Below are 13,181 nucleotides of genomic sequence, written 5' to 3'. Positions count from 1 at the left end.
AACCCCCCTTGCATACGCCGCAGCCGGCCATTGCAGTGACCCGGCCACAGGATCACACTCGATCCGTGATCAACATCGTCCCCAGCGCGGGGACGCAGGAGACCGTCATGAAACGCGCACTCGTGATTGCCCTGCTGGCAGGCGCCCTGGTGGTGAGCGGCGCCAACGCTGCAGCGCGCAACGTAACCGGTACGGACGCGCCGCGTGCGTTGCAGGCCAATGGCCCGGTCAGCGTGAAATGGGAGGATCCGGCCACGTTCACCGAGATCCGCCAGAGCACCAACCGCTTCGAGGCCGAACGCGGTGACTGGGTACAGCAGCTGGCCCGCTACCTGCAGACCACCGCTGCCAAGCCGCTGCAGCCTGGGCAGACCCTCGATGTCACCCTGGTGGACATCAAGCGTGCCGGTGACTACGAGCCGTGGCACGGCCCGCGTGCGCGCGACATCCGCGTGATGCGTGATATCTACCCGCCCCGCATCACCCTGCAGTACACGTTGAAGGACGCCGACGGCCGTATTGTGAGCGAAGGCGACGCCCGCCTGAGCGACTCCGGCTACCTGCAGGGCAGTGGGTTGCTGACCAACAGCGATCCGCTGCGCTACGAGAAGCGCCTGATTGATGACTGGGTGAAGCGCCAGCTGGCCAGCCAGGCCACCGCTGCGCGCTAGGCCCCTCGGCAGGTGTCGACCCTGGTCGACACGCATTAGCCGACCAAGGTCGGCCGCTACCGGAGCCGCGCAGGGCGACCGCTGCGTGCCAGCCCCCCCGGTAGGTGTCGACCCTGGTCGACACGCATTACAGGGCGCCGACCGAGGTCGGCCGCCACCGAAGCCGAGCGTGGGCTCGGCGCTACACGTATACCTTCGCCACGCGCTTGACCGCGCACGGCAGCTGGTACGCGCTCACGCCGCAGCGCGGCGCCAGTTCCGCCAACGTCGGCGCACTGCCCCACAGTTCCACCACGCTGCCCACCGCGGCCTGCGGATGCGCCGTCAGGTCCACCGTCAGCATGTCCATCGACACGCGCCCGATCAGTGCGCCGGGCTGGCCATCGATCAATACCGGCGTGCCATTCGGGGCGAACTGCGGATAACCGTCGGCATAGCCCAGTGCAACCACACCCACGCGGGTGCGCGCCTTGGCCACGAAGCGCGCGCCATAACCCACCGGCTCACCCGCTTCGATCCAGCGTTCGGCGATCACTTTCGACTGCATCGTCATCACCGGGCGCAGGCGCTCGGTCAGCGTGGTGTCGTCCGGCAGCGGGTTTGCGCCATACAGCATCAGGCCCGGGCGCACCCAGTCGCTGCGCACGTCCGGCCAGCCCAGCAGCGCCGGCGAATTGCACACGCTGGTCTCGCCGTGCAGGCCGTCGATGGCGCGCGCGAAGGTCGCCGCCTGCTCGTGGGTGCGTTCGCTGTCCAGCTCGTCGGCGCGCGCCAGGTGGGTCATCAGCACGATGCGCTCGACCTGCGGCAGCGCTGACAGGCGCGCGTGCGCCGCGCGGAAGCTGTCCACGTCCAGGCCGAGGCGATGCATGCCGCTGTCCAGCTTCAGCCACACCGTCAACGGGCGCGGGCTGTCGAAGGCGGCGACGGCCTCCAGCTGCCACGGCGAACCCACGGCGAACCAGAAATCATGTTCGGCCACCAACGCCATGTCGCTGGGTTCGAAGATGCCTTCCAGCAGCAGGATCGGCGCACGGATGCCGGCCTGGCGCAGTTCCAGCGCCTCTTCGATGGTGGCCACGCCGAAGCCATCGGCCTCGCCTTCCAGCGCCTGCGCACAGCGCACCGCGCCATGCCCATAGGCATCGGCCTTGATGATCGCCAGGGCCTTGCCACCGCCCAGTTCACGGGCGAGCCGGTAATTGCTGCGCAGGGCGCCCAGATCGATCAGCGCGCGGGCAGGACGCATGTGCGGTTCTCTTGTTGCGGCGCGTGACCGTACTGGCCGTAGCGGAAAATATCCAGGCCTTCGGTGCTGATCTGCGGCTGGCGCGCGCTCATCAGGTCAGCCAGGTAGCGGCCCGAGCCGCAGGCCATGGTCCAGCCCAGGGTGCCGTGGCCGGTGTTGAGGTACAGGTTGCGGAACGGCGTGGCGCCGATCACCGGCGTACCGTCCGGCGTGGCCGGGCGCAGGCCGGTCCAGAACTGCGCGCGCGACAGGTCGCCGCCCTTCGGGTAGAGGGCGCTGACCACCAGCTCCAGGGTCTCGCGGCGGCGCTGCGACAGCGACAGGTCGAAGCCGGCCACTTCGGCCATGCCACCGACGCGGATGCGGTCGTCGAAGCGGGTGACCGCCACCTTGTAGCTCTCGTCGAGGATGGTCGAGGTCGGCGCCATCGCCGGGTCGGTGATCGGCAGGGTCAGCGAATAGCCCTTCAGCGGGTACACCGGCAGGCGCATGCCCAACGGTGCGACCAGCGCCGGCGAATAGCTGCCGAGCGCGACCACGAAGCGGTCGGCGGTTTCCAGCTTGCCGTCGATGCGCACGCCGGTGATGCGGTCGCCATCGAACTCCAGGCCGGTGATGTCCTGGTCGAAGCGGAACTCGACACCGGCATCCACGCACATCTGCGCCAGGCGACGGGTGAACAGCTGGCAGTCGCCGGTCTGGTCACGCGGCAGGCGCAGCGCGCCGACCAGGCCATCGACATGCGCCAGGGCCGGTTCCGCCTGGATGATGCCGGCGCGGTCCAGCACCTCGTACGGCACGCCGTACTGGGCCAGGATCTCGATGTCCTGCGCCGAGGCATCCAGCTGCTGCTGGGTGCGGAACAGCTGGGTGGTGCCCAGGTCGCGGCCTTCGAATTCGATGCCGATCTGCGCGCGCAGCTCGTTCAGGCAGTCGCGGCTGTACTCGGACATGCGCACCATGCGCGCCTTGTTGATCGCATAACGCTCGTGGCTGCAGTTGCGCAGCATCTGCCACAGCCAGCGGTACTGGGCCAGGTCCATGCCTGGTTTGATCGCCAGCGGCGCGTGCTTCTCGAACAGCCAGCCGATGGCCTTCTTCGGCACGCCCGGGGCCGCCCACGGCGAGGTGTAGCCGAATGACAGCTGGCCGGCATTGGCGAAGCTGGTTTCCAGCGCCGGGCCGGGTTGGCGGTCGATGACCGTGACTTCAAACCCGGCCTGTCGCAGGTACCAGGCACTGGTGGTACCGATCACGCCGCTGCCGAGAACTAGGACTCGCATGGGACTTCTCCAACCCGATCATTCCCTGCACTGGAGCGCACAGGGACCATAATTGGGGAAGTATAGACAGCCATTCCCAGTTGATTTGCCTGTTTTGAAATCAACCGGCAGGATGTTCTCCTGCAATTCATTCCCCAAGGTTGACGACCATGGCCACCCGTACCCGCGAACTGGACAAGATCGACCGCAAGATCCTGCGCATCCTGCAGGCCGAGGGCCGTATTTCCTTCACCGAACTGGGCGAGCGGGTCGGCCTGTCGACCACGCCGTGCACCGAGCGTGTGCGCCGGTTGGAGCGCGAAGGGGTCATAACCGGCTACCACGCCCACCTCGACCCGGCCGCAGTGAAGGCCAGCCTCCTGGTGTTCGTGGAAATCAGCCTGGCCTACAAGTCCGGCGACATTTTCGAGGAGTTCCGGCGCGCGGCGCTGAAGCTGCCCAACGTGCTGGAGTGCCATCTGGTGTCGGGCGACTTCGATTACCTGCTGAAAGCGCGGATCAGCGAAATGGCCTCCTACCGCAAGCTGCTCGGCAGCACGTTGCTGACACTGCCGCACGTGCGCGAGTCGAAAAGCTACATCGTGATGGAAGAAGTGAAGGAAACGCTGAGCTTGCCGATTCCGGATTGACGCGGTTGCGATCGGGGTCAGAGCCCGCGTTGCGGGATCCGACCCCGGTCGGGATTCGGCAAGGGGTCGGATCCCGCGCAGCGGGCTCTGACCCCGGTCATGGCAACAGTCAACGCTGCTGTGGATGTTTCTGCGAGCGCTGTTCCTGCTGCTTGCCGCCCTTGTGCGGCTGCTGCGGGTCCATCTGCTGTTGCTGTTGCTGCTGCGGGTTGCGGCCCTGCGGTTCCTTGCCGGGATGACGGTTCTGCTGGTTTTTCATGATCGCGATCCAGTGGACAAAGGACATGCGGCGGCGAAATGCCGGCGCACGGTCACGTTGGTCCCGGAACGGTTAATCGCAGGCGAAAAAGCAGTGATCTGCAGCAGGTTGTTTTCGCGCGTTCAGCCCGCACAGCCCGCAGCCGCTGCCCACCTGGATTGGCATTGGAGGTCAGCGCTTGATCTGCTGGCCATCGCCGGCCGGCACGCTGTCGTAATAGCGGCCGGTGCGCGAGTCGAACACGCGGTTCGGGCCGGCCGGGCGCACCCCGGGAACGATGCGGCCATTGCGGTCATAGACCTTGTCGGCCGGCTTCGGGACCGGCGCCGGCGCGACCTGGGCCGGACCGGTGGACTTGATCGGCTGCGTCGGCTGTGGCGAGGGCAGTACCTGCGGCTGCGGGCGCGCGGCCTGTGGTGGCGGCACCACCGGCTGCGGTGCCACGGTGGTCGCACTACGGGTGGCGGTCGGGCTCGACGATGTCGGTACCTGGGCCTGCGCGACCAAGGGCAGCAGGGCCATCAACAGCAGGGAAAGGGTCGATTTCATGGCACGCTCCGGCGTGGTTCGCATTCACCATGCGCCAGCGCCTGTGTGCCGCCCATGAACGGCCATCACACTTGCAAGCGGGCGCCAGCACCCCCACGTTTTCCGGCATCCCCAGGCCATCGACCCCACGGAGCGCCGCCATGACCGCCTTCGATCTGACGCCCCCCACTGCCACCCAGACCGAGGCGCTGGTCGCCGGCCTCAGCAGCGAGGAGCGCCGCGTGCTGCTGCAGCACGGCACCGAAGCGCCGTTCTGCGGGGTATTCCTCGACAACAAACGCGAGGGCGTCTACTGCTGCCGGCTGTGCGCGCTGCCGTTGTTCCGCTCCAGCACCAAGTTCGATTCCGGCACCGGCTGGCCCAGCTTCTTTGCTCCGTTCGATCCGGCGCACGTGCGCGAGATCCGCGATACCAGCCACGGCATGGTGCGCACCGAGATCACCTGCGCGCGCTGCGGCAGCCACCTCGGCCACGTATTCCCGGACGGTCCGCCGCCCACCTACGAGCGTCACTGCCTGAATTCCGTCTCACTTTCATTCACTGGCAATGGTGAGCCGTGGCCCGATCCACTGCAGCGTGGCGGTGCCGAGGCCGGCATGGCGGGCTGAAATACCCGCTGACCGATTTCACAGAATTCCCTCTTCAGAAAACCGGGCGACGGGCCGACAAGGAGATATCCCCTCTCCTTGCGTCGCCCCATGCTCATCATCGTTGGATTCCTGGTCGTCATCATCAGCGTGATCGGGGGCTACCTCGGTGCCCACGGCCGCCTGGGTGCCCTCTGGCAGCCCTACGAGCTGGTCATCATCGGCGGCGCCGCGCTCGGCGCCTTCCTGGTCGGTACCCCGGCCAAGACCGTCAAGCAGACCCTGCAGGCCATGGTGGGCGTGTTCAAGGGCCCGCGCTACAAGCAGCAGGACTACATCGATGTGCTCAGCCTGCTCTATGAACTGCTCAACAAGGCGCGCCGCGAAGGCTTCATGGCGCTGGAAGACCATGTCGAGCGCCCAGCCGAGAGCGCCCTGTTCGGCAACTACCCCAAGGTGCAGGCCGACCACCACCTGATCGACTTCATCACCGACTGCCTGCGCCTGATGATCGGCAGCAACATCGAGCCGCACGAGCTGGAACCGCTGCTGGAACTGGAGCTGGAAAAGCATCACGCCGAAGCCATGGCGCCGTCGCAGGTGCTGACCAAGGTCGCCGACGGATTGCCCGGTTTCGGCATCGTGGCGGCGGTGCTGGGCATCGTCATCACCATGGGCTCGATCGGCGGCGATATCGTCGAAGTGGGCGGCCATGTGGCCGGTGCGCTGGTCGGTACCTTCCTCGGCATCCTGCTGGGCTACGGCTTCGTCGGCCCGATGGCGGCGGCGATGGAAGCCCGCGCCGAACAGGACAGCCGCATCTACGAATCGGTCAAGACCGCCCTGCTGGCCTGCCTGCGCGGCTACAACCCGAAGATCGCGCTGGAATTTGCCCGCAAGACGCTGCCGTCGAACGTGCGCCCGGCCTTCTCCGATTTCGAGCAGCACCTGAAGACGGTCAAGTAAGCCATGGCCGAGAACAAGCCCACCGTCATCGTTCGCCGGGTCAAGAAGGCCGGCCACGCCGCCCACCACGGCGGCTCGTGGAAGGTGGCCTACGCCGACTTCGTGACCGCGATGATGGCGTTCTTCCTGGTGCTGTGGCTGATGGCCACCACCAACAAGAACGACCGTGCGGCCATTTCCGAGTACTTCCGCAACCCCAGCCCGCTGAGTGGGCAGAACGCCACGCCGGCGCCCGGCATGGCCGGCCCGGGCGGCGCCAGCACCTCGATGATCAAGCTGGGCGGTGCCACCGACATCTCGCGCGGCAACAGCAACGATCCCTTCCAGAACCAGAAGGAGGCCGTGCCGCAGCCGGTGGACCAGCAGCAGCGCGACAAGCAGCAGCTGGAAGCGCTGATGAAGGAGCTGCAGGAGGCGATCAGCAGGAGCCAGGCGCTGGAGCCGTTCAAGGACCAGCTGCTGCTGGACCTGACCCCGGAAGGCCTGCGCATCCAGATCGTGGACAAGCAGAACCGGCCCATGTTCGACCTTGGCAGCGCCACGCTGAAGCCGTACACGCAGCAGATCCTGCACGAACTGGCCGAGTACCTGAACCATGTGCCGAACCGGATCAGCCTGACCGGCCACACCGACATCACCGCCTATTCGGCCGCACGCGGCTATGGCAACTGGGAACTGAGCGCCGATCGTGCCAACGCCGCACGGCGCGCACTGGTGGACGGCGGCCTGGAGGACAGCAAGATCACCCGTGTGGTCGGCCTGTCCTCGTCGGTGCTGTTCGACAAGACCGACCCGCAGAACCCGATCAACCGCCGCATCAGCATCGTGGTGATGACCAAGGCCGCCGAGGAGGCCGCCCTGGCCGGTGCCGGCCCGCAGGTGGGGCTGTCGGCGCCCACCGCCGACCCGGACGTGCAGGCCGCGCAGGGCGAGGCAAAGTAGACGGTGGGTGCGGACCTTGGTCCGCACCCACCAGGGGCATCACCCGGCGCACCCGCTACAATGGCGGTCTTTCCGTTTCCAGGTGATCCCACCCCATGTCCCAGAACTCCAAGGCCAAGCGCGACAAGCGCAAGAAGCAGCAGGCCAAGCGCCCGTTCCTGCGCCTGAACGCCCAGCAGCAGGTGCAGAACCATGCCGTGCTGACCAACGAAGACGGCCAGGTGGTCGCGGCCATCGGCCTGCAGGGCCGTGAGTGGCTGCTGGCCATTGGCGGCCAGACCATGGGCAACGCCGAGAACCCGGTACCGATGCTGGCCATGCTCAAGCACCTGTCCAACGTGCAGGAGAAGGAAGGCCGCAAGGTCAACCTGGAGTACTCCGAACTGCTGCAGAAGCTGCTGGACACCCTGGCGGCCGAATCCGAGCAGACCGCCGACGAGTACCTGGACAAGCTGGTTGCCGAGTTCGAAGGCGTCGACGCTGCTGAAGGCGAGGAAGGCGAAGCCGCCGAGGGCAACGTGGCCGAAGAAGCCGCTGCCGAGGCCGCTCCGGCCGCTGACAGCGACAGCAAGCCGCAGGCCTGAACCGGCCGCGGCGGTGACGGTCTACGTCGATGACGCGGTGCATCCCTGGCGCGGACAGCGCTGGGCGCACCTGATGGCCGACACCCTGGCCGAGCTGCACGCGATGGCGGCGCAGCTCGGCATTCCCCCGCGGGCCTTCCAGAACAAGGCCAGCGGTGCCCACTACGATGTCACTTCCGAGCTGCGCGCACAGGCGATCGCGCTCGGTGCGCGGGCGATCTCACGGCACACCGACCGTGACCTTGTCAAAGCGGTGATTGCCAACGCCAAGGCGCAGTACCGGCCGTAGGCCACGTCGCGGGTTCGCCGGACACCAACCGGCACCGACCGGGTAGAGTCGACTGTCAGTCGACTGCTCTCCCATCCGGCCGCGAGAACCCCGCGCTGCGCGCGATGGTCGACCAGCGGTCGACTCTACCCCGTCGGGTCGTGCCGGGCGGATCGGCCCATCGCTCAGAACGGGTCGCTGCCCAGCCGGATTTCCACGTTCAGCAGCGAGCACAGCGCCAGCATTGCGTCGTCGTCGCGGGTCAGCGCCATCACGCCGGTGAAGCCGTCGCTGCCGGCATCCACGCTCCACAGCGTGTAGTTGTGCTCGCGCAGGCGGTCGAAGGCGGTGGACATCAGCTGCACGCCGTCCAGGTCTTCGGCGAAGTCCTCGTCATCCAGGTCGCCGCCCCAGTCCAGCTGCAGGTTGAAACGCGCCGACAGCTCGTTCACCGCCGACTGCAGCGATTCCAGGTCGTCGCGTTCCACCTCGAAACCGGACTGCCAGGCGATGGCCGTGAACAGGGCCGGCAGCCAGTCGCTGTCCGCTTCCAGCGGCTGCCCGTCCTCGGCCAGGTGCTCGCGCCAGCGGTTGAACTGCTGCAGGGCCAGTTCCTCGTCGCCCGGGTTGATCAGCACCAGCAGGTTCCAGACCCGTGCCTCGAAGCCATCTTCGTCGAAGTCGTGGATGTCTTCCTCGAAGTCGAAATAGTCGCTGTTGTCGGGCATGGCGGAACTTCCTCTGGGGCAGGCCGGCATTCTACGGTTTATCCTGTGCCGCTGAAGCCGGCCTTGGTGGCCGTCACTGTGAATGAAGCGATGAGCGATACCCCTCCCGACCACCTGGCGATCAACCCGGCCAGCCCCTTCCATGATGCGCAGGCGCTGGAGCGCGGCGTCGGCGTGCGTTTCAACGACGTCGAGCGTGACAACGTCGAGGAATACTCGGTCAGCGAAGGCTGGATCCGCGTGCAGGCCGGCAAGGCCCGCGACCGCCGCGGCAACCCGATGACCATCAAGGTCAAGGGCAAGGTCGAGGTGTATTTCCTGGACCAGAAGCCGGAATAAGCACGGCTCCCGGATCCTGGGGTCAGATCCCTTTCCTGCGGAAAGGGATCTGACCCCGATCAACGCGGACCGAGGTCCGCACCCACCCGGGGTACACGGTCATTCGCGCTTGCGCGATTCCAGCAGGTCCAGGTTGCGGATCAGGCGCCGCGAGATCTCATCGGAGATCACCCCGCGCCGGGTCAACCGGAACAGCTCCTCGCGCTCGGCATTGAGGCCGGCGCTGCGCAGCTGGCGGTAGCCCATTTCCATGCGCCGTACCTTCTCCGGGTCAACGTCGGGCCCATCACTGTCGCGCTCCAGGTGCCGCTGGTAGAGCAGGCTCACCCGCGAGGCGGCGTCGTTGTAGAGCTGCACGTTCTCGGTGTTCTGGTTCATCACCAGCTGCTGGCGCATGCGCTCGACCCCGGCCAGCGCGGCCTTCGACGACAGCCGGCGTGCCAGGTCCTCTTCCTTGCGCTCGCCCGAGTCAGCCGGCAGCTGCAGGCCCTTCAGCAGCTGTGGCAGCGCGATGCTGGCGCCCAGCAGCGAGAACAGGATCACCGATGCGGCCAGGAAGATCACCAGGTCACGCGCCGGGAACGCACTGCCGTCGGGCAGGAACAGCGGCAGGGTCAACACACCGGCCAGGGTGATCGCACCGCGCACGCCGGCCACCGAGGTCGCCACCACGATGCGCCAGTTCGGTGCCTCGCCCCGCTCCAGGCCGCGACGGCGCGCGCGCAGCAGGTTCCAGCGCAGCGACAACCACACCCACAACAGGCGCAGCACGACCAGTGCCAGATTGATCACCACCACATACACCAGCAGCCACCACGCACTCTGGTGGCCGGTCTCGTTCATGGTGGTGGTGGCGCGTTCGACGATGCCCGGCAGCTGCTCGCCCAGCAGCACGAACATGATGCCGTTGAAGCTGAACTGCAGCATGTTCCAGACCCCGGCGCGCTGCACGCGCATGCTGCCGGAGACGCGACCGGTCAGCTCGACATAGCTCATCGCGATACCGGCGGCGACCGCGGCGAGGATGCCCGAGGCATGGATCTCTTCGGCCAGCAGGTAGGCCGCGAACGGAATGAGCAGGTTGACCAGCATCGCCGCGCCGGGCTCTTCGCCGAAGCGGCGCCACAGCCAGCGCTGGAAGGTGGACACACCCAGCGTCACCGCCACGCCCACCGCCAATCCCGCCACCGCCACCCACACGAAGGTCAGCGAGGCCGTGGCCAGCGAGAAGGTGCCGGTCATCACCGCCGCCACCGCGAAGCGGAAGCAGACCAGGCCCGAGGCATCGTTCAGCAGCGACTCGCCTTCCAGGATGTGCATCAGGCGCTTGGGAATCGGCGCCTTCGAAGCGATCGCGCCCACCGCCACCGGGTCGGTCGGCGAGACGATGGCCGCCAGCGCGAAGCACACCGCCAGCGGCATCACCGGAATCAACCAGTGGATCAGGAAGCCGGCGCCGATGACGGTGAACACCACCAGGCCGAACGCCAGTTCGAGGATCGCGCCCTTGTCGCGGAACAGGCCCTGCTTGGGGATGCGCCAGCCATCGAGGAACAGCAGTGGCGGCAGGAACAGCAGGAAGAACACTTCCGGCTCCAGCGCGTGGCCACGGTTGAACACCCCGGCGATGACCGCACCCAGGCCGATCTGCACCAGCGGCAGCGGCAACGAGAACGGCAGGACGCGAACCAGGTAGCCGCTGGCGACAACGGCCACCAGCATCGCCAGGACGACTTCAATGGTATGCATGCTTCTTCCAGGAAGCGGCGCGTGGGGAGGCTTGGAGGCCAGCGCCGGAAACCCGGAAAAAACTACCACATGCGGCCATGGCCGCGACGGCCGGGGCCGCCGCGCGTCAGCCCCGGCTCATGCCCCGTCGAAGCGGTACAGATCCATGGCGAGGAAGCCGGCATCGATGCCTGCATCGATGCGGCGCGCACCGAAACCGCCCTCGCCGGCCGCGCCCATTGCAAAGAACAGCGGCAGCAGGTGCTCGTCGGTCGGGTGCGCGCGTTCGGCGAACGGCGCCTGCCGGCGGTAATCCAGCAGGGCCTGGCGGTCATCAGCGGCCAGGCGCTGCTCCACCCATTCGATGAAGGGCCGCACGTACGGCGCTTCCTTGCCGTCCTGGTAGTCGCCCCAGTCGTGCAGGTTGTGGGTGATGCTGCCGGAGCCGACCAGCAGCACGCCCTGTTCGCGCAGCGGCGCCAGCGCACGGCCCAGCGCGAACTGATGCTCGGGGCCGAGCAGCGGCTGGATCGACACCGGCACCACCGGGATGTCCGCCTGAGGGCGCAACAGCCGCAGCGGTACCCACGCGCCGTGGTCGAGGCCACGCTGCGGGTCGATGGCCACTGGCAGGCCTGCGGCGGCGATGCGGCCGGCCACTTCTTCGGCCAGTGCCGGATCACCCGGTGCCGGGTACTGCAGTTCGAACAGCGCGCGCGGGAAGCCACCGAAGTCGTGGATGGTCGGCGGCTGTGGATGCGCGCCAACCAGCGGCTGCCGGCCCAGCCAGTGCGCCGAAGCCATCACGATGGCGCGCGGCGTCGGCAGATCGCGCGCCAGCTCGGCCAGGCGCACGCCAACCTGGCCCGGCTGCAGGGCAGTCATCGGCGAACCATGGGAGATGTACAGCGAAGGCAGGCGGGACATGGAATTCTCCAGTTGCAGGATCAGGCGGCGATCAGCGCGAACGCAGGGTCCACTTGCCATCGCCGAGCAGGAACAGCACCACCAGCGCCAATGCCCAGAACGCCGGGTATTCCCAGCCGCCGCCGGCATTGGCGAAACCGAAGCCGTTGGCGCCGTGCACGGTGACGATGGTGCCCAGCAGCAGTGGCACGCCGACCAGGCCCACCCAGCGTGCGTAGATGCCCAGCAGCAGCGCGACGGTGATCACCAGTTCGACGCCGATGGTGAGGTAGCCGAGCACACCGGGCAGGCCCAGAGACTCGAAGAACGCCGCCGTACCGGCCGGGGTGAACACCAGCAGCTTGGTCAGTGCGTGGACCAGGAACAGCACGCCCAGAGCCAGGCGCAGCAGGGTGGCGCCATACGGCGCCAGCGGCGAAACAGGAGCGGTCGTGGTGTGCATCGGAAGGCACCTTGAAGGGAGTGGGCACAGGTTATTGCGCCTTCACTGGCCGATAAATACGATCGTTTGACCGTATTTATTTCACAAGGCGCAACAATGGACACCCTCGAGGCGATGCGCGTGTTCGTGGCGGTGGTCGAGCGCAACGGCTTCAGTGCCGCCGCCCAGGCCCTGGACATGTCCACCGCCGGCGTCACGCGCCAGGTCGCGGCGCTGGAAAAGCGCCTGTCCACCCGCCTGCTCCACCGCACCACGCGCCGGGTCAGCCCGACCAGTGCCGGCGCCGCCTACTACGCCCAGTGCGTGCGCCTGCTGGCCGAATTCGACGCGCTGGAGGCCAGTATCGGCGCGCAGGCGCTGGAGCCCTCGGGCACGCTGCGCATCAACGCACCGGTGAGCTGGGGCATTGCCCGCCTCGGCCCGCTGCTAGCCAGTTATCGCCAGCGCTTCCCGCAGGTGGAGTTGGACCTGGCGCTGTCCGACCGGCTGGTGGACATGGTCGAGGAAGGCTACGACGTGGCCATCCGCATCACCCGCGAGCCCGGTCCCACGCTGATCGCACGTCGCCTGGGCGAATCGCGGGTGAGCCTGTGCGCCGCGCCGGCCTACCTGGCCGCACACGGCACCCCGCAGACCCCGCAGGAGCTGCAGGCACACGCATGCCTGAGCTACAGCTACTGGGCCGCTGGCGACCATTGGCCACTGCAGGGACCGGGCGGCGAAGTGAAGGTCTCGGTAAGCAGCCTGCTGCACGCCAACAACGGCGACGTGCTGCGCGAAGCGGCGATCGCCGGCATGGGCGTGATCCTGCAACCGGACTTCCTGCTGGAAGACGCACTGGCCGATGGCCGTCTGGTGCGCGTCCTGCCCGAGTGGGAGGCCGCGCCGATCGGCATCTTCGCGGTCTACACCAGCCGCAGCCACCTGGCACCGAAGGTGCGCAGCTTCATCGACCACCTGGTGGAGGCCGGGGTGTAGCCGAGCCTGGCGTTTGCCGTAGTGCCGGCCGCTGGCCGGCAATCAGACACCT

Annotated in this window: 17 protein-coding genes; 9 read left to right on the top strand and 8 right to left on the bottom strand. The window is 67.4% G+C overall.

From position 1 onward, the window contains the following. Window positions 1–107 precede the first annotated feature (107 nt). Window positions 108–671 (top strand): DUF3016 domain-containing protein, encoded by a 564-nt coding sequence (locus tag AC5P7E_RS15805; RefSeq protein WP_043033923.1) that lies wholly within the window; start codon window positions 108–110, stop codon window positions 669–671. A 181-nt stretch (window positions 672–852) separates the two neighbouring features. Here the strand turns inward: AC5P7E_RS15805 and alr are convergent, their stop codons facing one another. Then, window positions 853–1,920, bottom strand: coding sequence for an alanine racemase (gene alr / locus AC5P7E_RS15800; RefSeq protein WP_005412128.1), 1,068 nt, complete (start codon window positions 1,918–1,920; stop codon window positions 853–855). After that, a complete protein-coding gene (locus tag AC5P7E_RS15795) occupies window positions 1,899–3,203 on the bottom strand; it encodes a D-amino acid dehydrogenase (RefSeq protein WP_114618955.1) in 1,305 nt (434 codons plus the stop codon). Before AC5P7E_RS15795 ends, alr begins: the two co-directional genes overlap by 22 nt. 149 nt (window positions 3,204–3,352) lie before the next feature. On the opposite strand from AC5P7E_RS15795, the gene AC5P7E_RS15790 reads away from it, so the two are divergent. Next, on the top strand, window positions 3,353–3,832 hold the full coding sequence (locus AC5P7E_RS15790; RefSeq protein ID WP_005407919.1) for an Lrp/AsnC ligand binding domain-containing protein: 480 nt from the start codon (window positions 3,353–3,355) through the stop codon (window positions 3,830–3,832). A 109-nt stretch (window positions 3,833–3,941) separates the two neighbouring features. Here AC5P7E_RS15790 and AC5P7E_RS15785 read toward each other — a convergent pair whose 3' ends face one another. Together AC5P7E_RS15785 and AC5P7E_RS15780 are read right to left on the bottom strand one after the other, a co-directional pair. Next, window positions 3,942–4,118 (bottom strand): hypothetical protein, encoded by a 177-nt coding sequence (locus AC5P7E_RS15785; RefSeq protein ID WP_033833709.1) that lies wholly within the window; start codon window positions 4,116–4,118, stop codon window positions 3,942–3,944. Window positions 4,119–4,262: 144 nt separating this feature from the next. Beyond that, entirely contained in the window at window positions 4,263–4,640 is a 378-nt protein-coding gene (locus tag AC5P7E_RS15780; protein ID WP_044569474.1) for a hypothetical protein, read from the bottom strand. A 140-nt stretch (window positions 4,641–4,780) separates the two neighbouring features. Here AC5P7E_RS15780 and msrB point away from each other — a divergent pair, with 140 nt between their 5' ends. The 5 genes from msrB to AC5P7E_RS15755 all read left to right on the top strand — a co-directional run bounded on the left by msrB (window position 4,781) and on the right by AC5P7E_RS15755 (window position 8,008). Beyond that, window positions 4,781–5,248: a peptide-methionine (R)-S-oxide reductase MsrB gene (msrB, locus tag AC5P7E_RS15775; RefSeq protein WP_005407916.1), complete on the top strand. Its 468-nt coding sequence runs from the start codon at window positions 4,781–4,783 to the stop codon at window positions 5,246–5,248. A gap of 90 nt (window positions 5,249–5,338) precedes the next feature. Further along, window positions 5,339–6,193 carry a flagellar motor stator protein MotA gene (gene motA, locus AC5P7E_RS15770; RefSeq protein ID WP_005407915.1) on the top strand — a complete coding sequence of 285 codons (855 nt, stop codon included), beginning with the start codon at window positions 5,339–5,341 and terminating at the stop codon, window positions 6,191–6,193. A 3-nt stretch (window positions 6,194–6,196) separates the two neighbouring features. Then, window positions 6,197–7,135, top strand: coding sequence for a flagellar motor protein MotB (motB, locus tag AC5P7E_RS15765; RefSeq protein WP_012479024.1), 939 nt, complete (start codon window positions 6,197–6,199; stop codon window positions 7,133–7,135). Window positions 7,136–7,230: 95 nt separating this feature from the next. Beyond that, a complete protein-coding gene (locus AC5P7E_RS15760) occupies window positions 7,231–7,719 on the top strand; it encodes a hypothetical protein (RefSeq protein WP_049449770.1) in 489 nt (162 codons plus the stop codon). Window positions 7,720–7,732: 13 nt separating this feature from the next. After that, window positions 7,733–8,008 carry a DUF4031 domain-containing protein gene (locus tag AC5P7E_RS15755; protein WP_114618954.1) on the top strand — a complete coding sequence of 92 codons (276 nt, stop codon included), beginning with the start codon at window positions 7,733–7,735 and terminating at the stop codon, window positions 8,006–8,008. Window positions 8,009–8,172: 164 nt separating this feature from the next. On the opposite strand, the gene AC5P7E_RS15750 is transcribed toward AC5P7E_RS15755, so the two are convergent. Then, window positions 8,173–8,715: a DUF6630 family protein gene (locus AC5P7E_RS15750; RefSeq protein ID WP_005407911.1), complete on the bottom strand. Its 543-nt coding sequence runs from the start codon at window positions 8,713–8,715 to the stop codon at window positions 8,173–8,175. Window positions 8,716–8,805: 90 nt separating this feature from the next. Here AC5P7E_RS15750 and AC5P7E_RS15745 point away from each other — a divergent pair, with 90 nt between their 5' ends. Then, window positions 8,806–9,054 (top strand): DUF3297 family protein, encoded by a 249-nt coding sequence (locus tag AC5P7E_RS15745; protein WP_005415112.1) that lies wholly within the window; start codon window positions 8,806–8,808, stop codon window positions 9,052–9,054. A 99-nt stretch (window positions 9,055–9,153) separates the two neighbouring features. Here the strand turns inward: AC5P7E_RS15745 and AC5P7E_RS15740 are convergent, their stop codons facing one another. The 3 genes from AC5P7E_RS15740 to AC5P7E_RS15730 all read right to left on the bottom strand — a co-directional run bounded on the left by AC5P7E_RS15740 (window position 9,154) and on the right by AC5P7E_RS15730 (window position 12,151). Continuing rightward, a complete protein-coding gene (locus AC5P7E_RS15740) occupies window positions 9,154–10,803 on the bottom strand; it encodes a Na+/H+ antiporter (RefSeq protein WP_005407909.1) in 1,650 nt (549 codons plus the stop codon). Between the two features lie 117 nt (window positions 10,804–10,920). Next, window positions 10,921–11,709, bottom strand: a complete 789-nt coding sequence (locus AC5P7E_RS15735; protein ID WP_005407908.1) for a dioxygenase family protein — start codon at window positions 11,707–11,709, stop codon at window positions 10,921–10,923. Window positions 11,710–11,740: 31 nt separating this feature from the next. After that, window positions 11,741–12,151: a DoxX family protein gene (locus AC5P7E_RS15730; protein ID WP_005407907.1), complete on the bottom strand. Its 411-nt coding sequence runs from the start codon at window positions 12,149–12,151 to the stop codon at window positions 11,741–11,743. A gap of 96 nt (window positions 12,152–12,247) precedes the next feature. Between AC5P7E_RS15730 and AC5P7E_RS15725 the strand changes: the two genes are divergently transcribed. After that, complete coding sequence (locus AC5P7E_RS15725) at window positions 12,248–13,129, top strand: LysR family transcriptional regulator (RefSeq protein WP_111193947.1); 882 nt, start codon at window positions 12,248–12,250, stop codon at window positions 13,127–13,129. Window positions 13,130–13,181: the final 52 nt, after the last annotated feature.

It is taken from the genome of Stenotrophomonas sp. YJH_SMC_25 (assembly GCF_059369595.1).
Note: the sequence above shows the minus strand (reverse complement) of the source record. Positions and strands in the feature narration are given on the sequence as shown.